Source organism: Rhizobium sp. PP-F2F-G48, assembly GCF_004342335.1.
Classification (GTDB): domain Bacteria; phylum Pseudomonadota; class Alphaproteobacteria; order Rhizobiales; family Rhizobiaceae; genus Ferranicluibacter.
In genome coordinates, this window is record NZ_SLVH01000003.1 from 212,735 (window position 1) to 234,900 (window position 22,166).

Sequence of the window (22,166 nt, forward strand, 5' to 3'; positions counted from 1 at the left end):
CCGCCCCCAGGCGCCGCCGCATCTCCTGGGGGCCTTGCGGGGAATCGGCCTCTCGTGCGACCCTGCCGCCATGGCACGCCGCACCACCACGACCGATTCCCCGCTTCTCTTCGACATCCGCCTCACGCCGGATTTCAGCCTGGAGACGGCCGCGAAGCGGGAAGGCCTGTGGCCGGTCGCCGGCACGGACGAGGCCGGGCGGGGGCCGCTTGCCGGCCCCGTGGTCGCCGCCGCCGTCATCCTCGACCCGAAACGCATTCCGGACGGGCTGAACGACAGCAAGCAATTGACCGCGCAGCGGCGCGAAGTCCTGTTTGCGGAAATCCTTGCGACCTCCACCGTCTCCATCGCCTCCTCGGGTGCGGCCCGCATCGACGGCACCGACATCCGCAAGGCGAGCCTCGACGCCATGCGGCGCGCGGTCTGCGGCCTGCATCGGCGGCCGGCCCTGGTTCTTGCCGATGGGCGCGACGTGCCGCCGGGGCTGGCCTGCGAAGGCCGCGCCGTCGTCAAGGGCGATGCCCGGTCGCTCTCCATCGCCGCGGCTTCGATCGTCGCCAAGGTCGCGCGCGACCGGATGATGACCCGAGCCGACGGTGTGTTTCCCGGCTATGGCTTCGCCCTGCATGCCGGCTATGCCACCGCGCGTCATCGCAGCGCCATCACGCTGCACGGCCCCTGCCGCCTGCATCGCATGACCTTTCGGCCGCTGCGACCCGACGACAGCGCTGCGGAGATCGTGCTGGTCGAACTGCCATAGCCCGGAAGACGATGCGTCGCAGGTTTTGGATCGGGCGAATGAGCGGGCGCGCGGCGTGCAGCCAATCCCTACCCACGCGTGCGTCTCGGCTTTCGCATGAGCGCCGTTTGGCCGGCGGAGACGGCCGACGCGGCCATCCTGTCGCCATTTTGCCGGGCTTTGGCTTCGTCATGACCGCAGAGCGTCTGCATCTTCTCATTGCAGGAAAGGCTCTTTCTGCCTAGCCTCGGTCCCGCGGCAGTCCCGCCGCCCGAGGAGATCGACATGGATGCCGTCACGCTTTCCGCTTTCGCCCTGACCTTCTTCGTTTTCGCGGCCAGCCCCGGGCCGGACAATATGACGATCGTGCTGCGGACGATCTCCCACGGTCCCGCCTCGGGCCTTGCCTATGGCGCGGGCACCGTCGCGGGCATCCTCGTCTTCCTGTCGCTGGCCGGCTTCGGGCTCTCGGTGCTCGCAGCCGAGATGGGCACACTGATGACGGTGCTGCGGTTTGCAGGCGCCGCCTATCTCGTCTGGATGGGTCTCCGGCTCTGGACCGCGCCGCCGCAGCTCCCGCAGATGCAGGCGGTCTCCGATCGCGGCAGCCTCGCCGCCGTCTTCTGCACAGGCATTGCCCTCAACCTCGGCAATCCGAAGATGCCGCTGTTCTATCTCGCACTGCTGCCGAACGTGGTGGGGACGACGTTCACGGCGGCGACGCTGCTCGAACTCGCGGCGATCATCCTTGCGGTCGAAGCGGTCGTCATCGGCGGCCATGTGCTGCTCGCCACACGGGCGCGCCGTCTCTTGCGCACCCCGAAGGTCATCCGCCGGGTCAACCGCACCGCCGGCGGGCTGATGATCGGTACGGGCCTCGGGATCGTCGCCGCACGGTGAGGTTTTTGGTTGGGAGACGGGCTGGCGCTTCGGTGTGTGGCCCGCCCCTCATCCGGCTGCCGCCACCTTCTCCCCGCAAGCGGGGAGAAGGGACTTGGGGCATCGCTTCCGCTCCCCCCTCGAACCGTCAAGCGGGCCACGTCCCCTCTCCCCGCCCGCGGGGAGAGGGTTAGGGTGAGGGGCAGCCTCGGAACAGGGCCTTGATGGTCGGCCACCACTCTTCTCTGCCTCGACCAAGCCCGTGGCGATCCCTCTCGAATACCCGTCGGTTAAATCTGCCAGGGCGTACCAACCCGGCCCAAACGAAAAAAGGCCGGCACATGGCCAGCCTTTCGTTCATGTCGGGGGCTTTCGCAGAGGCCGTCCCGTCCATCGGACAGGCAAGCCTCGACGCCCGCCCCGGCGCCGGAGTGAGCCTAGTTCAGCCGGGCCTTCACGTCGCCGATGGCGTTGGCGAACAGGGACTGCTGGGTCGCGGCGTCGGCCTTGGCGGTGATGACGCGTTCGGCGGCGGCGATGGCGATATCGACGGCCGTGGCGCGCACGGCGTTGATCGCGTCGGCTTCGGCCTGGCGGATCTTCTGCTCGGACAGCGCGGTGCGGCGGGTGACGAATTCTTCCGTCTTCAGCTTGGCATCGGCGGTCAGGGCTTCGGCTTCGCGCTCCGCGGCGGCCACGATGTTGGCGGCTTCCGCTTCGGCTTCCTTGCGCTTCCTCTGGTATTCCACCAGCAGAGCCTGGGCTTCCTCGCGCAGGCGCATGGCTTCGTCAAGCTCGTTGCGAATGCGCGCGGCGCGTTCGTCCAGCTGCTTGCCCATCATGCCGGGTACCTTGAGGTACACGATGAGAGCGAGGAAGAGCACCAGGCCGACGGTGGCCCAGAATGTGGCCAGAGAGGTCAAATCCATCTGTCTTCTCCCTTACTCTGCCGCAGCCTTGACGGCGGATGCGATTTCGGTGCGCGGCACCTCGCGGCCGAGCAGCTGCTCGACGACGGCGGATGCGGTTTCCTCGGCGATCGCGCCGACATCGGCCAGCGCGCTGGCCTTGATCTCGGCGATGCGGCTTTCGGCGGCCGCGATCTTGTCGTTGAGAGCGGCTTCGACGGCGGCGCGGTCGGCGGCGGCCTTCACCTTGGCGGCCTCGCGGGCGCTGGCGGCGATGGCATTGCCCTTGGCGCGGGCGGCGGCCAGTTCCTGCTCGTAGGATGCGATGGCGGCATCGGCTTCGGCCTTGGAACGCGCTGCGGCGTCGAGATCGCGGGCGATGGCATCATGGCGGGTCGCGAGGATGGTCGCGATCCGCGGCATGATCACCTTCTGCATCAGCAGATAGAACAGGCCGAACGTGATCGCCAGCCACACGAGCTGCGATGCGAATGTTGATTGGTCGAAAGGCGGAAACACGCCGGAGCCGTGGCCGCCTTCAGATGCGACACCGGTCTCGGTGTGCACGTCGCCAGGCGCGGCATGGGGTGTCTCGCCCTCGGGAGGTGTGGTTGACTGGGCATAGGCCGCGGTCACGAACATGCTCATCTCCAGGGGCAACTCAAAAGGCCACGCTCATGTCCCTCTCGAAAGCCGAGACGGAATGGCGGCACTGTAAAAGGATGACGGGCCGCGACGGAATCGCGGACCTGTCAAAATCGAACGGGCCGCGACGGAATCGCGGCCCGGCAAGCTCGACCGTCTTAGACGGCGAACAGGAGGAGCAGGGCTACGAGCAGCGAGAAGATGCCCAGAGCTTCCGTAACGGCGAAGCCGAATACGAGGCGGCCGAACTGGCTGTCGGCTGCCGACGGGTTGCGAAGCGCGCCCGAGAGGTAGCTGCCGAAGATGTTGCCGAGGCCGAGAGCCGTGCCGGCCATGCCGAGGCATGCCAGACCCGCGCCGATGTACTTTGCTGCTTCCGCTTCCATGTTGATCTCCTTGAGAAGGGTTGTTGCGGCTTTTCTTGGCAGGCGCGGCGATGGTCTGCCGGCCTGCGTGACTTATTCCTCAGTGACCGCCCGGATGGACCGCGTCGTTCAGGTACATGCAGGTGAGTACCGCGAAGACATAGGCCTGAAGGAAGGCGACGAGGAATTCGAGACCCGTGAGCGCCACGGTCATGATGAGAGGCAGGATGGCGCCGCCGATGCCCAGCGCACCCATGGTGCCGAGCGATGCGACGAAGCCTGCAAAGACCTTCAGCGTGATGTGGCCGGCCAGCATGTTGGCGAAGAGACGGACCGAAAGGCTGATGGGGCGCGACAGGAACGAGATGATTTCGATGGTCACGACGAGCGGCAGCAGGATGCCGGGAACGCCGGAGGGCACGAAGACCTTCAGGAAGCCGAAGCCGTGCTTGTAGAAACCATAGACCAGGACCGTGCCGATGACGAACAGCGCCAGCGCGAAGGTGACGATGATCTGGCTGGTGATGGTGAAGAAGTAGGGCACCATGCCGAGCAGGTTCGCCGTCAGGATGAACATGAACAGCGAGAAGACCATCGGGAAGAAGTGCATGCCGTGGCTGCCGGCGCCTTCGCGCAGCATCGAGGCGATGAATTCGTAGGAGAGTTCCGACACCGACTGCATGCGACCGGGAACGACCGCGCGCGACGTGGTGGTGAAATAGAGGAAGCCGATGGCCAGGACCAGCGTCGCGACCATGAACAGGGAGGCATTGGTGAAAGAGAGATTCAAGCCGCCGATGTGAATCGGGACGATCTCGTTGATCATAAACTGGTGGGTCGGATCTACCTTATCGCCTGCCACTGTCGTTCTCTTTCGCTCTCAGCCGCGCGAAGCGGTTGTTTCCCGTTGCCGCACCTTATCGGGCGCCGCCATCCTTGTTGTCGTCGCCGACGTCACCCTGCCGCTCTCCGACCCGATCGGCCGGATGGGGCGATGCCACCATGCCTGCAGACCGCATGACGTTCAGCACGCCGGCGCAGAAGCCGAGGAGGAGAAGGACGATCATCCCCCAGGGCCCTGTACCCGCAAAAGTATCCAGAAGATAGCCCAGAAGCGCCCCGACAATGACGGCCGCCACGAATTCGCTCGAAAGCTTGATCGCGACTTGATAGCCCTTGCGGTTGCCGGCCGCCCTCGCCTCGTCCGCCGCGTCGCGGCTTTCGTTGCCGCGCCGTTCCGACAGCTGGGCATCGAGGCGCCGGCGCCGTTCCTCCAGACCTTCGTTCTGGTTGTCCGTCATGTGGCCCCTCCCCTGCGTCTCCGTCCCCGTGATAAACCATGGGAGCGGCCTCACAAAGGCCTGATTTGAAGCCACTCTCGGCCCGTTTGAAGTCGGCCGCACCATAGTTTTGGCGTCGCGCATAGTCAAGGCGAAGCCATGCCTTGGCGAGCGACAATATTCGACTGACAAATCAACGTGTTGTGATCGAAAAGTGCGGGCTCGGCGGAATCTGTCCCCAGCTGTTGCGGGCAAAGCGCGGCGACCCTTGCGCGCTGCGGGTGCGTGGGCACGCGGGAAGGCCCCCCGGACCGGTGATGGACGGGAGGGCCTCGGGACATCTGGTGAGACCTGTGGGGTGATTCCCGCCGGGACCGTTGCTCAGCTCCAGCCGCCGCCATAGGTGCGGTAGAAGATGTGTTTGCCGATCTGCGTCAGCCGCTTCATGGTCGGGCCCCAGTCGGGGCGGACATAGGTCGCGTGATAATGGGTGGCCGAACCGACTTCGGGCAGCCAGATCTTGCCGGCGGTGACCGCGAGCGCGATCTCCTTGGCGGTCTGCCAGTGCGACGGCGACCAGACGATGTCGGGGATGCGGTCGCAGGCGAACGAGAACTGGCAGCGGTTGTAGAGCGCCTTGTTCTGGTAGACGACGCCGCAGATCGAGCCGGGATAGGTGGGATTGCGCACGCGGTTGAGAATGACCTGCGCGACGGCCGCCTGGCCCTTCGCCGATTCTCCGCGCGATTCGAAATAGATGCCCGCCGTCAGGCATTTCTGCTCGGCCTCGCTGAAGGCATCGGCCGGCAGCGGATTGGCGGCCCAGGCGTGATCCTCGGGCGAGATGTCCGGAATGAAGCGGCCGGCGGCGGCGTCATCCTTGAGGATCGAGTCGAAGGGCGATTCGCGGGCATAGTCGGGTGCTGCAGGCGCATAGGCGGTCGCCAGGATATCGGCGCGCTGGTTGGTGACGAGGCTCGCGATCATCGGCGACATCGCTTCGTCGCGCTTCGGCGCCAGTTTTTTATAGAAGGCCGTGGCGATCTCGATTTCCTGGCCGCGGATCTTCGGGCGGGCGAAGACCATGCGTTCCTGCGTGTCGAACAGCGGTATGGTCAGCCCGCTGGTGCGCTGGAGGATGGAGCCGGCGGAAAAATCCTTCGGCGGCGTGACCGGGGCGACGGTGACGATGCGGCCCTTCTTCTCCCGGCGGTTGACGCGCTCCTCGTCGGTGCGCGGGTCCGACTGCTTGTCGGCGGAGGCGAGCGAGACCTTGCCGCCATCCGGCAGCGTCATGCCGGCGCCGTCGCCGATCGCCGCCGTGGTGATCGGATCGTTGAAGACCATCTCGGCCTCGTGCAGCGAGCCGGCCGGCGACGTCGTCATGTGCATGCGCCAGCGCTCGCCGCCGCGATTGATGCCGGAGAGGAAGGTGGCGAGATCGGCATGGGCCGAGACGCTGGGAAAACCGACGAAGAGGCCGAGGGCGATCAGGAGCGGCGCGGACCAGCGCCGTGACGGGGGGATGGGAGACGCGGATGCCGACGACCGGCGCTTCGAACGAACTCTCTGACGCATAATCTGACGCACAGGCAACTCCACGCCCACTTGGGGAAGGCACACGCGCAGGAGCCCTCGCCCGGCCGAGCGGATCGGCCGGAACGCGTTTTCCGCGAACATCCAACGAAAATGCAGGTCCGGCCCGATCATCCGAAGCGCCGCCAGGGGCCTGCTCTTGGCACGACAATGAAGCATTAACCTTAATGCGGGGTAAATGCGGGATGACGGACGGGGACACGAAGGCGGGCGCTTCCCGCCCCCTCGTTCAGCCCCTTTGAGCCCTCTTTCAGCCTTGGGGCCTCAGATGATCACGTGCGATCCCAGTTCCACCACCCGGTTGGTCGGCAGGCGGAAATAGTCGGAGGGGTCGATGGCGGCGTTGGCCATGGCGATGAAGAGGCGGTCCTGCCATTCCGGCATGCCGGATTGCGCGTCCGGCACCAGTTTGCGCCGGCCGAGATAGAAGGAGGTCGACATGATGTCGAACTTCAGGCCGGTCTTGCGGAACAGGCCGAGCGTCTGCGAGACGTTCTGGGTTTCCATGAAGCCGAAGCGCATTTCGAGCAGGCTGAACCGGTCGGAGAGCTTCGTCGCGCTGACGCGGTGCTGCTTGGGCACCACCGGCGTGTTCGTCGTGCGGATGGTCAGGATGAAGTTCTGCGCATGCAGGACGTGGTTGTGCTTGATGTTGTGCAGCAAGGCGGCGGGGGCGGAGTCCGGGTCGCTGGTCAGGAAGATCGCGGTGCCGGGAACCTCGACCGGCGCGTGCTCGCTCTTGCGCTCGATGGACTTGATGAAGGCGGCAAGCGGGATATTGGTGTGGTGCGTCTTGTCCTGCAGGATCTTGGTGCCGCGTCGCCAGGTCCACATCACCAGCACGAAGCTGGCGGCGATCAGCACGGGCACGTAGCCGCCATCGTGGATCTTCAGCAGGTTCGCGCCGAGGAAGATCGATTCCAGGGCGAGCAACGGCATCAAGAGGCCGATGGCGAGCGCCAGCGGCCAGCGCCAGCGCATGCGCACGAACTGGAAGGCGAGCAGCGTATCCACCACCATGGCGCCGGTGACCGAGATGCCATAGGCGGTGGCGAGCGATTCCGACGAGCCGAAGATGAAGACCAGTGCCATGACGCCGAACATCAGGATGATGTTGACGTTCGGCACGTAGATCTGCCCGGTATTGGTTTCCGAGGTGTGCAGGATCGCCATGCGCGGCAGGAAGCCGAGATTGATGGCCTGCCGGGTCAGCGAAAAGGCGCCGGTGATGACCGCCTGGGCGGCGATGATGGTGGCGGCGGTCGCCAGGATGACGATCGGCAGCAGCGCCCATTCCGGAAACATCAGGTAGAACGGGTCCGACATCGCCTCCGGGTTTTTCAGCACCATGGCGCCCTGACCCAGATAGTTCAGCGCCAGGGCAGGGAAGACGAGACACATCCACGCACCCTGGATCGGGCGACGGCCGAAATGGCCGAGATCGGCATAGAGCGCCTCGGCCCCGGTGACGGTGAGGAAGACGGCGCCGAGCACGACGATGCCGACGAAGCCCGCATGGATGAGGAAGCGCACCGCGTGGTAGGGATTGAAGGCGGCGAGGATGCCGTAATCGTCCTGGATGTGGCTGAAGCCGATGACGGCGAGCACGACGAACCAGACCACCATGATCGGCCCGAAGAACTTCGACACCGCCTCCGTGCCGCGCGACTGGACCGCGAAGAGCGCGAGCAGGATGACGACCGAGATCGGCACGACATAATCGCTGAAGGAGGGCGCGACGAGCTTCAGGCCTTCGACGGCCGAGAGGACGGAAAGCGCCGGCGCGATGATCGCATCGCCCATGAACAGCGCGGCGCCGGCAATGCCCATGAAGAACAGATAGGCCGAATGCCCGCGCGTGAACTTCATCAGCAGCGCCAGCAGCGACAGGGTGCCGCCCTCGCCGTTATTGTCGGCGCGCAGCAGGAAGATGACGTATTTCAGCGTGACGATGATCGTCAGCGTCCAGATCATCAGCGACACGAGGCCGATGATCTCGCCACGCGTCACGCCGTCGGCCGCCACGGGGCGCAGCGCCTCGCGGAAGGCATAGAGCGGGCTCGTGCCGATATCGCCATAGACGACGCCGATCGAACCGATGGCGAGGCCGAGATAGCCGTGCTTGCCGCCATGATCCCCATGGGCGTCATCGCCACCATGGCCCTGGGCCGGTCCATGACCCGACCCGTGGGTCGGCTCTTTGGCTTGCCCGGCATCGACCGCCGTTCCCAAGCTCTCGGGAGCCTTGATATCCTTGTGCGCCATGCGAGATGATCCGGCTCGTCAGAGCCAGCCTTTCCAGCGGAAGATATAGAACGGGACGATGGCCGAGACCACCATGGCGACGAGGGCCATCGGATAGCCGTAGGTCCAGTGCAGTTCCGGCATGACCTCGAAGTTCATGCCGTAGAGCGAGGCGACCAGGGTCGGCGGCAGGAAGACCACGGAGGCGATGGAAAAGATCTTGATGATCGCGTTCTGCTCCACGCTGATGAGGCCGAGCGAGGCATCGAGCAGAAAGGTGATGTTGCCGAAGATGAAGGAGGCATGCTCCGTCAGCGACTGCACGTCGCGGGTCACGGTGCGGCACAGCTCCTTGGCTTCGCGCGTCTCCTGCAGAGCCGGCACGGTGTAGAGGAAGGTCAGCACGCGCGACAGCGAGGCGAGGCTGTCGCGGGTCTTGGCCACCAGCCGGTGATGCGAGGCGACGTCGAGCAGGCGCGCCTCCAGATAATGCGGCGGGCGGCGCTTGCTCTGGGTGCGATCGCCGAAGACCTGCTGCGACAGCTTGTCGAGGCTGGCGACGGCCTGTTCCAGAATTTCGGCGGTCCGGTCGGAAATCGTCTCGAACAGGCGGGCGAGCATCAAGGCGCCATTGGAGCAGCCGCCGACGATGCGCGGCAGGCCGGCACGAAAGAGGTCGAAGGCCTTCGGTTCGTCGTAGCGCACGGTGATCAGCTTGCCACGCGAGAGCACGAAGGCGACATCGGTGATATCGGGATGGCCGCTATCGGCGCGACAGACGAGCGACGCCGTCATGAACACGGCATCCGGCGTCGTGTACATGCGGCTCGACGGCTCGATGTCCTTCAGGTCCTCGCGGGTGGGGATCTCGATCTGCAGATAGCGCTCGATCATGTGATCCTCGGCCCGGTCCGGACGCAGCATGTCGATCCAGACGATATCCTCGGGAATCGTTGCCGGCGCCGAGGCGGCATCGATGACCATCGCCTCGCCGCGGGCGTCGTAGACAGTGATCATGCTGTGAACCTCGTGCCGCGGGCCGTGGTGACCGAAAGTCACGACAGCGTGCGGATATATCCCTGGGAGTGACCGGCGAAAGGCAGTGCGGAACGTTGGACCCTGACGAGCGGATGTGGAACGGGCGGACGTGTGACGAGCAGACGTGTGACGGGCGGACACGAGACCCTGCCATTGCGGCTGGCGACCGCGTCCTGCGCGCGACCGATCCGCAACGGGATCGCGACCGACCGGCGTGCGGAGAGGCATATGACGCATGGCCCTTGCAAAATCAACCGTCATCCGGTCCCCGCGCCATCCTTTAGCCACAGGACTTAACGGCCGTCGGCGCGGTAAAGTCAACCGGGATGTTAAAGACCGGCAGGCCGGGCGCCCCGGTCTATTCGAAGACGATCGACGGCATGTCGCGCGAGGTGTCGGCCTTGGCGGCGGAGACCTGTTCCCAGACCTTCGTGGCGATCTCGCGGTAGACGGCGGCGACCGGACCGTCCGGTTCCAGCGCCACCAGCGGCGTTCCCGCGTCCGACGTCTCGCGGATGGCGATGGTCAGCGGGACTTCGCCGAGGAAGGGCACGCCGATGCGCTCCGCCTCGTTGCGGGCGCCGCCATGGCCGAAGATGTCGTAGCGGGCGCCGGTATCGGGCGCGATGAAATAGCTCATGTTCTCGACGATCCCCAGCACGGGGACCTCGACCTTGCGGAACATGGCGAGCCCCTTGCGCGCATCGATCAGGGCCAGATCCTGCGGCGTCGAGACGATAACGGCGCCGGCCAGCGGCACCTGCTGCGCCATCGTCAGCTGGGCATCGCCGGTGCCGGGCGGCATGTCGACCACGAGCACGTCGAGCTCGCCCCAGGCGACTTCGCGCAGCATCTGCAGCAGGGCCGACTGGATCATCGGGCCGCGCCAGATCATCGCCACCTCCTCGTCCACGAGAAAGCCCATCGACATGACCTTGAGGCCGTAATTCTCCATCGGCTTGATGGTCTTGCCGCCGATCTGCTCCGGCCGGCCGGAGATCTTCAGGAGACGCGGCATGGAGGGACCGTAGATGTCGGCATCGAGAATGCCGACCCGCAGGCCGTTGGCATGCAGCGCCAGCGCCAGGTTGGCCGAGGTGGTGGACTTGCCGACGCCGCCCTTGCCGGAGGCGACCGCGATGATGGCGCCGACGCCGGGAATGCCGGCCTTGACCGGCCCGCGCGGCGCGGCATTGGCACTGGAATTAAAATTGGGATGGGGATGGGGGTGCGAATGGGCGCCGGCCGCCGGCGGGCGACCGGGTGCCGTGCCTGAAGCCGGGGCGCCGGGCGCGGGCGCGCGGGGTGCGGGGGCGCCGGCCTTGCGGTCGGCGGTCAGCGCGACCATGGCCCCCTTGACGCCGGGAATGTCCTTAACGACGCGTTCGGCGGCGGCGCGCAGCGGATCGAGTTCGCGGGCGCGTTCGGCCGGCACCGTGATCGAAAAATAGACCTTGGCATCCGAGATGAAGACGTCGGAGACGAGGCCGAGATCGACGATATTGCCTTCGAGCTCCGGCCCGCGCACGGCCCTCAGGGCGTCGAGGACCTTGTCCTTGCTCAGCTCGGCATTGTCTGCGGCCATTCTCGTCTTCCTTGCGCGACGACGCGCGAGAAGCGCATCTCCTGCCGGTTAGATAATCGAGCCGGGCCGCTTCGCCAATGGATCGGCTTGGGAAAAGACGGAATGAAGGGGCGGGATGTGGCAGGCCGCCTCCGAGGCGCTGACATGACAAAGGCCGCCTTTTGCATCCGTGTCCGTTCATCCGGGATCACGCCAGCGAAAGACGGCCTTGTTCGCGACCTTCTGGGGCGCAGTTCTTATCGTGTGGTCCCCTCTGGACCTTGCTGAAGGTGATGCAGGAAGCGTGCCAGTTTTTAAACAGGCGGCTTTCACGGCGTAAACGCTGAAATCCTTTGGCATTTGCTCGATTCGAGAGCAAATTTTCATGCGCCTGCATCTTATTCAGACGCTCATGCCGATGCGGGCGCTGCGGCGCTCAGCTGATCAGGCCGAGGCGCATGGCCTTGACCACCGCCTGGATGCGGTTCACGGCCTCGAGCTTCTTGGCGACATGGTTGAGGTAGTGATTGACGGTGTGTTCGGAGAGGCCGAGAATCTCGGCGATTTCCGAGCTGGTCTTGCCGGCCGCCGTCCAGTTCAGGCACTGGATCTCGCGGTCCGACAGGTCGATCTTCTGCCGTTCCTTCATCGTGCCGCGAATGTTGACCATGCGATTGTAGACATGCAGGCAGATCATGTGCAGGTCGGTCATGACCTCGACGGCCAGATCGGTCTGGCCGCTCAGAAGGATAAAGACGGCGCGTCCGCCGGCGGCATCGTGCACCGGGAAAAAGAAGGCTTCGCGAAAGCCCATTTCCTCGATCACCGCCTCGCGTTCGGGATGGGACACGCCATTGATCATCGTGGCACATTCGCTCGGCACCATCCGGAAGGGCGTGGTAGTGGTTCGCAAGGTGAGGAAGGCCTGGTCCTCGAGAAGCGAGGCGGTCGAGTCGTATCGCCGCAAGATATCTTCGGGGATGTTGGAGAGAATGGTGATGTGCGCGAAATTCGTCTGGTCGATCGTCGGAAGCGTGCAGAGGAGATAGAAGGGAAAGCCGCGCTCTGCGGTCATGCGCGTCATGAAGGCGACGATGTCGTCGCGCGTTTCCAGCCGGGCGATCTCCGCAAGGTGGCTTCCAGCCACGCCGCCCTGCTTTACCGCAGCCGAGATCTCGGGATCGGGGATCGTACCGCTCACGTCAGCCATGAAGTGCCCCTACCCTTCCTCCATAGGTCACATCCCCATGGCGGGTCACATCCTCCATAGGGGTCGTATCGTCCATAAGGGCCCTGTTCCCCATGCGGGCATGGTCTCCATGGCTCAGGCGCTCGGGCAACACGGCAGACCGAGCCGCGCGCGTCCCTCCTCCAGCCTGCAGATGCACCGCATTCACGCGATCAACCCGGCCCTTAGAGCCTTGGCGATGGTCTGGACGCGGTTGACGCTGTCGAGCTTCCGGGTCGCCCGGTTGAGGTAATGATTGACGGTGTATTCCGAAAGGCTCAGCAAACGGGCCATTTCCACGGTGGTCTTGCCGCCGGCCGCCAGCCGGAGGCATTCGATCTCCCGACGCGACAGGGAGCCCGGCGCGCGGCGGGAGGCCGACCAGATCTCGCTCAGGCGATTGAACGCGTGGCCGGCCACGAAGGTCACGGCATTGAGTTCCTGCTGGCTCAGTTCCGGCCGGTCGCCGCCGAAGGCCACCGCGCTGCGACGCCCGTCGGCATCATGCACCGGGATGAACACCATGCGGCCGAAACCGGACCGCGCGAACAGGCCTCTGGCGCTCTGAACCGCTATTCTGGCGAAGGCCAGCGGCGAGCTGTTGTCGACCGTGAACGGCACGGTGCTGACCCGAAGCTGCTCGAAAACCGGGCTCGTCTTCAGAAGGCCGAGATCGTCATACTGCCTGACGATCTCCATCGACCAGTTCGTCATCATCACGAGTTTGCGGAGCATCGGGACCGACCGTGACGGCAGGGCAATCACGGCGAAGCCCTGGAACGCGTAATGCGCGCAGATGCTCTCGAATACGCGGCGGACGTCGCTCTCCTCCTCCAGATTGCCGATCGTCCAGCTGTTGCCGGCCACGACAATCTCGGGCGAGACAAATCTCGAACCCATGAAAATTCCTCTGAATGCTTTCGCTAAAGACCGCCACCAATTACAGAATGAGCCCCGAGTTCCATCATCTGCAACGATACCGGTATACTTTTTCGCACCTTGCGGCGGTTGTCCTAGTATAATTGAAGTCTGTCAGACGTCTACCGTCACGTCCCAATTTGTCTGATAAATACACAAGGTTGATCACAAAAATTTTTCTTACATATCCCCGATTGAAACCGGGCCTAAGCCAACAGCCGCATCGTGTGCGATGGCGTTCGCAACGTCCTTGACAAGCCCCGACCAGGCCTCCAATTGCCCCAGCGTGACACGGTAAGCGGGTCCCGTGACAGAGATGCCGCCGATTACGCCTCTCTGATACGCCCTGTTCCCTGTCGCGGCGCTGTCGCCGCCGTCTCCCGTGGTGACAGGTGCGGCCACGCAGCGGATTTCCACCTCATGTTCTTCCGCGTCTATGGCATAGCCTTTCTCACGGATCCGGTCCAGATCGGCAACCAGAGAGCCCTTCGACCGGTGCGTGTTCGCCGTAAAAGGGTGATAAGACATCGCTGCAAGACTGGCTTCGAGGCGGGCCGGCGACAGCGCCGACAGGGCGGCCTTCCCCAGGCCCGTGCAGTAGGCCGGCGAAACGCGGCCGATCTGGCTCTCCATCCGAACGGTCTGGCGGCTCTCCACCTTGTCCAGATAGATAATCTCCGTCTTACGAAGGACGCCCAGATGGACCGTTTCGCCGGTTTCCGCATGCAACCGATCGAGATGCGGGCGGGCGATCCGTCTCAGATCGTTGCGCGACCAGGCCCGATGCGCGAAGGCGAGAAGGCGCAGGCCCGGCTCGTAGGCAAGATCGGCGCGCTGGAACAAAAGGCCTTCCTGAACCAGATGCGAGAGATGGCGATGCAGGGTGCCGCGCGGCTGGCGCGAGAGCGCATGAATGTCGGTGAAGCGAAGCGGCACATCGGCATTGACGACCAGATCGAGCACGGCCAGGGCCTTGCCCAGCGTTCCCGTATCCTGCGGCGCCGCGCGGCTATCGCCGCTTTCGCCCTTTTCGACCCTGGCACCCCTGTCGCTTCCACCGCCGATGTCGCCGATCGCTGTCATTCGGACTCCCGTCTTCCAGCCCCTCTTTTCAAGCTGCGCAGAAGCGTGCTTCGCGCGGGGAAGCCTGCGTGCGCCGCAGCTTTCCGCCTTGACACTCGCAGGTGAACTGGCCGATATTCCACATAGTAAACGCTTGTTCCGAATATTGGAACTCCTATTTGCAATGGCTGCCTGGAGGGAGGGCGTCGACAGCATGCCCGGCCCCTCTGCAGTGTTTTCGGATCTGGTCGATCGCGGCATTCTCGTCACCGGCGGAGCCTCGGGTATCGGTGCGGCCCTGGTCGAGGGCTTCCTGCGTCAGGGCGCAAGAGTCGCTTATATCGACAATGACGCAGATACGGGACGGGAAGTTTCACGGCAGCTAAAGAATGTCGGGCCGCACGCGCCGCTGTTCATCGAGGCCGATCTTCGCGACATCGCCGCCATCCCGGCGCTCGTCGAGCGCGCAGCCGCGGCGCTGGGCGGTCTCAAGGTTCTCGTCAACAATGCCGCCCGCGACGACCGCCAGCGCTTCGGCGCCATCACTGAGGCCGACTGGGATGGCAATCTCGCCATCAACCTGAAGCCGTTCTTCTTCATGAGCCAGGCCGCCGCACCGCATCTTGCGGCCGGCGGCGGTGGCGCCATCGTCAATTTCTCCTCGATTGCCTATCTCCTCAATATGGGCGAGGTTCCCGCCTATGCGACCGCCAAGGCCGGGATCGTCGGCCTGACGAAATCGCTCGCCGGCGCGCTCGGCCCCTCGGGCGTCCGGGTCAACGCGCTGCTGCCGGGCATGGTGGTGACCGAGCGGCAGAAGGCGCTGTGGCTGACGGAGGAGACGATCGAGGCGATGCGCCGGCGACAGTGCATTCCCGAAACGCTTGAAGCCGACGACCTCGTCGGCCCCTGCCTGTTCCTCGCCTCCGACTGTTCGGCGCGGATGACGGCCCAGACGATGATCATCGACGGAGGTGTCTTGTGACGACAACGGCAAGCTATGCGGCGGCAGACTGGGGAACGTCGAGTTTCCGGATCTGGCTGATCGGCGAGAAGGGGGAGGCCCTGTCCGAGCGCCGCAGTGCCGAGGGCATGACGTCGGCCGCAAAGACCGGCTTTTCCGCCGTGCTGGAACAGCATCTGGAGGCGATGGGCGCCAGCCGAAACCTGCCGGTAGTGATCTGCGGCATGGCCGGGGCGCGGCAGGGCTGGGTGGAGGCAGGCTATCTCGACACGCCGGCCGCCCTGTCCGAGATCGTCCGGCATGCGGTCGTGGTGCCCGATGCGGCGCGCGACATCCGTATCTTGCCGGGGCTCGCGCAGCGCGATGCCGCCATGCCCGATGTGATGCGCGGCGAGGAGACGCAGCTGCTCGGCAGCGTCGGCGCGCTCGCCGGCACGCGGCTCGTCTGCATGCCGGGCACGCACAGCAAATGGGTGCGCGTGGCCGACGGCACGGTCGAGCGGTTCTCGACCTTCATGAGCGGCGAACTGTTCGAGGTCGTGTCGCGACAGTCGATCCTCAGCCATGCGGTCGCGGAGGCCGGCGCCTTCGACGGCACGCATCCGGCCTTCGTGGCGGCGGTTGCCGAGGCCATGGCCAATCCCGGCATGGCGACGAACCTGCTCTTCACCGTTCGCTCCGGCCAGTTGCTGCACGGGCACGGCCCGACGGAGGCAAAGGCGCGGCTGTCGGGCCTGATGATCGGCCTGGAGATCGCCGGCGCGACGACGCTCGCGGCCGATGCGCAAGGGGCGATCAGGGCGCCGGTCAGCCTCGTCGCCTCCGGCCCGCTCGCCGGCCTCTATACGCAGGCGCTGACGGCCGCCGGCCTCTCGAGCGAGCTGATCGACGCCGACGAGGCCGTCCGCGACGGGCTGGCGGCGGCGGCACGCGCGCTGTGGCCGGCGTGACCGGCCCCCGCCCCTGCTGTTTCAAGCCATTTCGAGATCTTTCCAGAAAGACGACATCATGACACGCGTTCCCTTTCCCACCATGAAGTATCCGCTGATCGCCATCCTGCGCGGGCTGAAGCCCGAGGAAACGGAAGCCGCGATTGCGGCCCTCGTCGAGGCCGAGTTCACGGCCATCGAGATCCCGCTGAACTCACCGGACCCGTTCCGCTCGATCGAGATCGCCGTGAAGACGGCGCCGGCCCACTGCCTCATCGGTGCCGGTACCGTGCTGACGAAGGATCAGGTCGAGCAACTGGAGCAGGCCGGCGGCCGGCTGTTCGTCAGCCCGAACGTCGATGTGGACGTCATCGCGCATGCGGCCTCCAAGGGCATGGTGACCATGCCCGGCGTGTTCACGCCGACGGAAGCGCTGGCGGCGGCGGGCGCCGGTGCGACGGGGCTCAAATTCTTCCCGGCCAGCGTGCTCGGCGCGTCCGGCATTTCGGCCATCCGCGCGGTGCTGCCGACCGATCTGGAAATCGCGGCCGTCGGCGGCGTGTCGGAGACGAATTTCGCGGAATATGCCAAGATCGGCATCAAGAGTTTTGGCCTCGGGTCGAGCATCTACAAGGTCGGCATGAGTGCCGCGGAGATCGGCGCCCGCGCCCGCATCACCACCAAGGCCTACGACGCCGTCTATGGAACATCGGGCTATGGAGCATCCGCATGAGCGCCTCTGCAAAGATCGTCAGCGACAATCCGTCGGAACTGGGCGAAGGACCGGTCTACGACCCCTCCACCGGCACGGTCTGGTGGTTCAACATCGTCGGGCGCGAGCTGCACGGGCTGCATCTCGACAGCGGCGCGAAGAGCGTCCAGCCGCTGAATTTCCTTGCCAGCGTCATGGCGCTGGTCGATGGCGAGCGCCAGCTGATCGCCAGCGATCAGGGCCTGTTCCTGCGCGATGCCGAGACGGGCGCATTCGAGACATATGCCGACATCGAGGACAAGCCCGGCAACCGGTCCAATGACGGCCGCGTGCATGCCTCGGGCGCGCTGTGGATCAGCACGATGGGCCGGAACGCCGAAAAGAACGCCGGCGCGATCTATCATGTCGCCAAGGGCACCGTGACGCGCATCGTGGGCGACGTCACCATCCCGAACGGCATCTGCTTTTCGCCGGACGGCCGCACCGGCTATTACTCCGACACAGGCCTCAACCGTTTCATGCGCGTCGCGCTCGATCCGGCAACCGGCCTGCCAATGAGCGCGCCCGTGCTGATGGCCGAGGAGCCGGAAAGCGAAGGCGGGTTCGACGGCGCCGTGTGCGACGCCGAAGGCCTGATCTGGGTCGCGCGCTGGGGCGCCTCCGCCATCGACGTCTATTCGCCCGAGGGCAAGCGCGTGGCGCGGCACAGCGTGCCCGTGAGGCAGCCGAGCTGCCCGGCCTTCGTCGGGCGCAGCGCCGACCGCGTGCTCTTCACCTCGGCGTGGCAGGGAATGGACGCTGCGGCCCGCTCCACGGATGCGGATGCCGGCAAGACCTTCCTGCTCGACGTCGCGGTCAAGGGCCGGTTCGAGCCCGTCTACAAGCTCTGACCGCTTCCGGCATGCGCGCCTCTCGACAGAGAGCGCGTCATCGCCGATTTACAGTCGAGACGACAAAAAGTAGGACAATTTGGGAACGGCCGAAGCGCCGCACCAAAGGGAGGCTTCCATGAGCGACGAGAAGAAACGGGAACTGAGAAGCCGCCACTGGTATGGCGGCACCGACAAGGACGGGTTCATCCACCGCTCCTGGATGAAAAACCAGGGCTTTCCGGACCATGCTTTCGACGGACGTCCGATCATCGGCATCTGCAACACCTGGTCGGAACTGACGCCCTGCAACAGCCATCTACGGATTCTCGCCGAAGGCGTGAAGCGCGGCGTCTGGGAGGCCGGCGGCTTCCCGGTCGAATTCCCGGTCTCCTCGCTCGGCGAAACCCAGATGCGGCCGACGGCCATGCTGTTCCGCAACCTGCTGGCCATGGACGTGGAAGAGGCGATCCGCGCCTATGGCATCGACGGCGTCGTGCTGCTCGGCGGCTGCGACAAGACCACGCCCGGCCAGCTGATGGGCGCCGCCTCGGTCGATCTGCCGACCATCGTCGTCTCCTCCGGCCCCATGCTGAACGGCAAATGGCGCGGCAAGGATATCGGCTCCGGCACCGACGTCTGGAAATTCTCCGAGGATGTGCGCGCCGGCAAGATGAGTCTGGCGGAGTTCATGGCGGCGGAAAGCGGCATGTCGCGTTCGCCCGGCGTCTGCATGACGATGGGCACGGCCACGACCATGGCCTCGGTGGTGGAGGCCATGGGCCTGTCGCTGCCGCTGAACGCGGCGCTGCCCGCCGTCGACGCGCGCCGCATGGCGCTCAGCCACATGACCGGCAAGCGGATCGTCGACATGGTGCACGAAGACCTGCGCCTGTCGAAGATCCTCACCAAGAAGAATTTCGAGAACGGCATCGTCGCCAATGCGGCCGTCGGCGGCTCGACCAATGCGGTCGTGCATCTGCTGGCGATCGCCGGACGCGCCGGCGTCGATCTGACGCTCGACGATTTCGACCGCGTCGGCGCGCAGGTTCCCTGCATCGTCAACTGCATGCCGTCCGGCCAGTACCTGATCGAGGATCTGGCCTATGCCGGCGGCCTGCCCGCCGTGATGAACCGCATCCAGGACATGCTGCATGCCGATGCGCCGACCGTCTACGGCTGTCCCATCTCGGATTATTACAAGGATGCCGAAGTCTTCAACGACGACGTCATCCGGCCGCTCGACAATCCGCTCCGCAAGGCCGGCGGCATCCGCATCCTGCGCGGCAACCTGTCGCCCAACGGCGCCGTCATCAAGCCGTCGGCCGCCAGCGAGCACCTGCTGGTGCACGAGGGCCCGGCGCATGTGTTCGAGACCATCGAGGACATGAAGGCGCAGATCGACGATCCCGACCTCGACGTCACCGAAGACACGATCCTCGTGCTGAAGGGCTGCGGCCCGAAGGGCTATCCCGGCATGGCGGAGGTCGGCAACATGCCGATCCCGCGACGGCTGGTGGAAAAGGGCGTGCGCGACATGGTGCGCATCTCAGACGCCCGCATGTCCGGCACGGCATTCGGCACCGTTGTGCTGCATGTCAGTCCGGAAGCCCATGCGGGCGGGCCGCTCGCCATCGTCAAGACCGGCGACCGCATCCGTCTCGACACGCTGAAGGGCGAATTGAACCTGATGATCCCGGACGAGGAATTCGCCGCGCGCATGGCCGCCTGGGTGGCGCCCGAGCCGAAATGGACGCGCGGCTACTACAAGCTCTACCAGGATACGGTTCTGCAGGCCGACAAGGGCGCGGATCTCGATTTCCTCGTCGGCGGCAGCGGCAGCGAGGTGTTCCGCGAGAGCCACTGATTGATCGCTTGAGGGCGCTTGAGGGCGCTGGACGACCGGCCACAGGTTTTGGCCGGTCGATATTGACGAGATGGTCTGCCGAAAGTTCCGCTTTCCGCAGGCCATTTTTTTTCGGAACCACTTTCCGGGACGAGCCGTTCTCTGAGCATCACCGGTGCGGCGTGTTTGAACCCCGCGCCACGATCCGAGAAGAAACCGAATAGGAAGGTTACATCATGACCAACAAGCTCGTTACTTCCGTCGCCGCCGGCGCCCTCTTTGCCGGCATCGTCGCCTTCGCACCGTTCGCCTCCGCGCAGGATGCCGCACAGCCGGCACCGGCCGCACCGATGGCAACTGACAAGGCACCGGCCGCAGCCGCCCCGATGGGCACGCAGGCCTCGTCCGGTGACTACATCACCGAACAGGGTGCAGACCAGATCGCTGCCAGCACCTATCTCGGTCAGTCGGTCTACAACTCCTCGGATGAAAGCATCGGCGAAATCAACGATGTGATCTTCTCCAAGGATGGCTCAGTCGAAGCAGCCGTGATCGGCGTTGGCGGCTTCCTCGGCATCGGCGAAAAGAACGTCGCCGTACCGCTTGATAAGGTAACGGTCGCCGAAGTTCCGAACTCCGACGATCTGAAGCTGACCACGACCGAAACGGCCGACACGCTGAAGTCCGCACCGGAGTTCAAGACGAAGGCCGCCCAGGTGGCCGAGCAGAATTCGGCAACCCCGGTCGACGGCTCCACCACCTCGTCGACGACGCCGATGGCGCCGGCCGGCAACAACACGATGGCGCCTGCCGGTGGCGCTGCCCCTGCCGGCCAGCCGGCCACGACGAATCCGTAATCCGCTTCACTCGGATTATCGAGCGGCGGTGCGAAAGCACCGCCGTTTTCGTTTGTTCGGATGAGAGACGAGACGCGTTCAGATCGCGATGGGACGCTTGGCGTCCGTGGGAAGATAGCGCTCGCGCAGATAGCGCAGCGTCGCCGTGGCATCGGCCGGCTTGCCGTAGAAATAGCCCTGCCCCATGCCGCAGCCGAGACCCTTGAGCTTCAGCGCCTCGGCGAAATCCTCGATGCCTTCCGCCACGACCTCAAGGCCGAGACCGTCGCACATGGTGACGATCGCCTTGATGATGTGTTCGGAAGCCCGATCGTTGACGATGCGGCAGACGAAGGACCGGTCGATCTTCACCTTGTCGAAGGTGAAGTCGCGCAGCCGCCCGAGGCTCGACTGACCGGTGCCGAAATCATCCAGCGAGATGCGCACGCCGGCGTCCCGCAGTTCCTTGACGATCTTCTGCGCCATATCGGCATCGCTCATCATCGCCGTCTCGGTGATCTCGAGTTCCAGGCGACGCGGATCGAGGCCGACGCGATGGATGATGGCGAGCACGGTGCTGCTGGTCGACAGGTCCATCAGCTGCGCGGAGGAGAGGTTGAAGGAGAGGAACAGCTCCTTCGGCCAGAGCAGTGCGGCTTCTGCCGCCTTGCGCAGCAGGGTTTCCGAGAGGGCATCGATGAAGCCGCGCTCTTCGGCCAGCGGCACGAACACGGCGGGCGAGACATAGCCGAGGTCCCTGTCGCACCAGCGCGCCAAGGCTTCGAACCCGACCACCATGTCCGTATCGAGGCTGACGATCGGCTGGAAATGCACGTCGATCTCGTCGGCGATGATGGCGTTGCGCAGGGCCTGCTCCAGCTGCGTCGCGCGCCGCATCTCCTGGGCGATTTCCTGGGAATAGACGGTGATCTGCCCGCGCCCGCGGCGCTTCGACCGATAGAGGGCGGTATCGGCGCTTTTCAGCAGATCGTCATAGGCCTCGCCGGCAAAGGGGTAGACCGCAAAGCCGAAGGAGGCGGAGAGACGGACGGTGCGCTCGGCCAGATCGAAGGGCGCCTGCAGCACCTCCTTCAGCATATGGCCGATCCGCTCGGCGCCCTTGCGCTCGAAGACGAGCGGCAGCACGAAGGCGAATTCGTCATTGCCCATGCGGATGACCGTCGAGCCGTCCGGCATGCAGGCTTCCAGGCGCCGGGCGACCTGGCAGAGGATCTCGTTGCCGGCATCGTGACCGAAGAGATCGTTGAGCGGCTTGAAGCCGTCGAGATTGGCAAGGCCGATGGTAAAGGGTGCGGGATCGGCGGCGCGTTCCGTCGCGATCTCGCGCACCGTCTCGCGCAGGCGGTTGGCATTGCCGAGCCCCGTCAGCGGATCGACGAAGGCCAGGGCATGAAGATCGGTGGGATAGCGTGATCGCGCGGCGGGGTCGTGCATGGCGGACGGATGGTACTCGGCCGGCACGTCGCCGGCGCGCGGGGACATGGCCGCATAGACCACCGGCCGGCTCTGCGGGGCAACCCGTG

At 65.3% G+C, this 22,166-nt stretch carries 21 protein-coding genes; 8 read left to right on the top strand and 13 right to left on the bottom strand.

The features are described from left to right. Positions 1–70 precede the first annotated feature (70 nt). On the top strand, positions 71–760 hold the full coding sequence (locus tag C8J36_RS08900) for a ribonuclease HII (RefSeq protein ID WP_062594907.1): 690 nt from the start codon (positions 71–73) through the stop codon (positions 758–760). A 264-nt stretch (positions 761–1,024) separates the two neighbouring features. Continuing rightward, complete coding sequence (locus C8J36_RS08905; RefSeq protein WP_132534229.1) at positions 1,025–1,639, top strand: LysE family translocator; 615 nt, start codon at positions 1,025–1,027, stop codon at positions 1,637–1,639. A gap of 416 nt (positions 1,640–2,055) precedes the next feature. Here the strand turns inward: C8J36_RS08905 and C8J36_RS08910 are convergent, their stop codons facing one another. The 12 genes from C8J36_RS08910 to C8J36_RS08965 form a co-directional block, all read right to left on the bottom strand. Continuing rightward, positions 2,056–2,541, bottom strand: coding sequence for a F0F1 ATP synthase subunit B (locus C8J36_RS08910; RefSeq protein WP_207897492.1), 486 nt, complete (start codon positions 2,539–2,541; stop codon positions 2,056–2,058). A gap of 18 nt (positions 2,542–2,559) precedes the next feature. Further along, positions 2,560–3,168 carry a F0F1 ATP synthase subunit B gene (locus tag C8J36_RS08915; protein ID WP_062594578.1) on the bottom strand — a complete coding sequence of 203 codons (609 nt, stop codon included), beginning with the start codon at positions 3,166–3,168 and terminating at the stop codon, positions 2,560–2,562. A gap of 161 nt (positions 3,169–3,329) precedes the next feature. Beyond that, positions 3,330–3,557: a F0F1 ATP synthase subunit C gene (locus C8J36_RS08920; protein ID WP_056332699.1), complete on the bottom strand. Its 228-nt coding sequence runs from the start codon at positions 3,555–3,557 to the stop codon at positions 3,330–3,332. Positions 3,558–3,636: 79 nt separating this feature from the next. Continuing rightward, a complete protein-coding gene (locus tag C8J36_RS08925) occupies positions 3,637–4,398 on the bottom strand; it encodes a F0F1 ATP synthase subunit A (protein WP_277995960.1) in 762 nt (253 codons plus the stop codon). A 55-nt stretch (positions 4,399–4,453) separates the two neighbouring features. After that, positions 4,454–4,837 (bottom strand): AtpZ/AtpI family protein, encoded by a 384-nt coding sequence (locus C8J36_RS08930; RefSeq protein ID WP_132534233.1) that lies wholly within the window; start codon positions 4,835–4,837, stop codon positions 4,454–4,456. Between the two features lie 360 nt (positions 4,838–5,197). Then, entirely contained in the window at positions 5,198–6,394 is a 1,197-nt protein-coding gene (locus C8J36_RS08935; protein WP_132534930.1) for a cell wall hydrolase, read from the bottom strand. Positions 6,395–6,676: 282 nt separating this feature from the next. Continuing rightward, positions 6,677–8,677 (bottom strand): potassium transporter Kup, encoded by a 2,001-nt coding sequence (locus C8J36_RS08940; RefSeq protein ID WP_132534235.1) that lies wholly within the window; start codon positions 8,675–8,677, stop codon positions 6,677–6,679. An 18-nt stretch (positions 8,678–8,695) separates the two neighbouring features. Beyond that, positions 8,696–9,673 carry a magnesium transporter CorA family protein gene (locus C8J36_RS08945; RefSeq protein WP_132534237.1) on the bottom strand — a complete coding sequence of 326 codons (978 nt, stop codon included), beginning with the start codon at positions 9,671–9,673 and terminating at the stop codon, positions 8,696–8,698. Between the two features lie 379 nt (positions 9,674–10,052). Continuing rightward, on the bottom strand, positions 10,053–11,279 hold the full coding sequence (locus tag C8J36_RS08950; RefSeq protein WP_132534239.1) for an Mrp/NBP35 family ATP-binding protein: 1,227 nt from the start codon (positions 11,277–11,279) through the stop codon (positions 10,053–10,055). A 415-nt stretch (positions 11,280–11,694) separates the two neighbouring features. Continuing rightward, positions 11,695–12,468, bottom strand: coding sequence for a LuxR family transcriptional regulator (locus C8J36_RS08955; protein ID WP_132534241.1), 774 nt, complete (start codon positions 12,466–12,468; stop codon positions 11,695–11,697). 183 nt (positions 12,469–12,651) lie between these two features. Beyond that, the gene (locus C8J36_RS08960; protein WP_062594572.1) at positions 12,652–13,386 is read right to left on the bottom strand and encodes an autoinducer binding domain-containing protein; all 735 of its coding nucleotides are present in this window, start codon (positions 13,384–13,386) and stop codon (positions 12,652–12,654) included. 198 nt (positions 13,387–13,584) lie between these two features. Then, positions 13,585–14,487, bottom strand: coding sequence for an IclR family transcriptional regulator (locus tag C8J36_RS08965; RefSeq protein ID WP_132534243.1), 903 nt, complete (start codon positions 14,485–14,487; stop codon positions 13,585–13,587). Positions 14,488–14,680: 193 nt separating this feature from the next. On the opposite strand from C8J36_RS08965, the gene C8J36_RS08970 reads away from it, so the two are divergent. The 6 genes from C8J36_RS08970 (at position 14,681) to C8J36_RS08995 (ending at position 20,643) form a co-directional block, all read left to right on the top strand. Further along, complete coding sequence (locus tag C8J36_RS08970) at positions 14,681–15,451, top strand: SDR family oxidoreductase (RefSeq protein WP_132534932.1); 771 nt, start codon at positions 14,681–14,683, stop codon at positions 15,449–15,451. Next, positions 15,448–16,380, top strand: a complete 933-nt coding sequence (locus C8J36_RS08975) for a 2-dehydro-3-deoxygalactonokinase (protein ID WP_132534245.1) — start codon at positions 15,448–15,450, stop codon at positions 16,378–16,380. Before C8J36_RS08970 ends, C8J36_RS08975 begins: the two co-directional genes overlap by 4 nt. A gap of 58 nt (positions 16,381–16,438) precedes the next feature. Further along, the gene (locus C8J36_RS08980; RefSeq protein WP_132534247.1) at positions 16,439–17,092 is read left to right on the top strand and encodes a 2-dehydro-3-deoxy-6-phosphogalactonate aldolase; all 654 of its coding nucleotides are present in this window, start codon (positions 16,439–16,441) and stop codon (positions 17,090–17,092) included. Beyond that, positions 17,089–17,961 (top strand): SMP-30/gluconolactonase/LRE family protein, encoded by an 873-nt coding sequence (locus C8J36_RS08985; protein WP_132534249.1) that lies wholly within the window; start codon positions 17,089–17,091, stop codon positions 17,959–17,961. Before C8J36_RS08980 ends, C8J36_RS08985 begins: the two co-directional genes overlap by 4 nt. 118 nt (positions 17,962–18,079) lie before the next feature. Further along, the gene (locus C8J36_RS08990) at positions 18,080–19,807 is read left to right on the top strand and encodes an IlvD/Edd family dehydratase (RefSeq protein ID WP_062594568.1); all 1,728 of its coding nucleotides are present in this window, start codon (positions 18,080–18,082) and stop codon (positions 19,805–19,807) included. Between the two features lie 215 nt (positions 19,808–20,022). Beyond that, positions 20,023–20,643 (top strand): PRC-barrel domain-containing protein, encoded by a 621-nt coding sequence (locus C8J36_RS08995; protein WP_082477071.1) that lies wholly within the window; start codon positions 20,023–20,025, stop codon positions 20,641–20,643. A 78-nt stretch (positions 20,644–20,721) separates the two neighbouring features. Here the strand turns inward: C8J36_RS08995 and C8J36_RS09000 are convergent, their stop codons facing one another. Further along, a complete protein-coding gene (locus C8J36_RS09000) occupies positions 20,722–22,077 on the bottom strand; it encodes an EAL domain-containing protein (RefSeq protein WP_062594902.1) in 1,356 nt (451 codons plus the stop codon). Between the last annotated feature and the right edge of the window lie 89 nt (positions 22,078–22,166).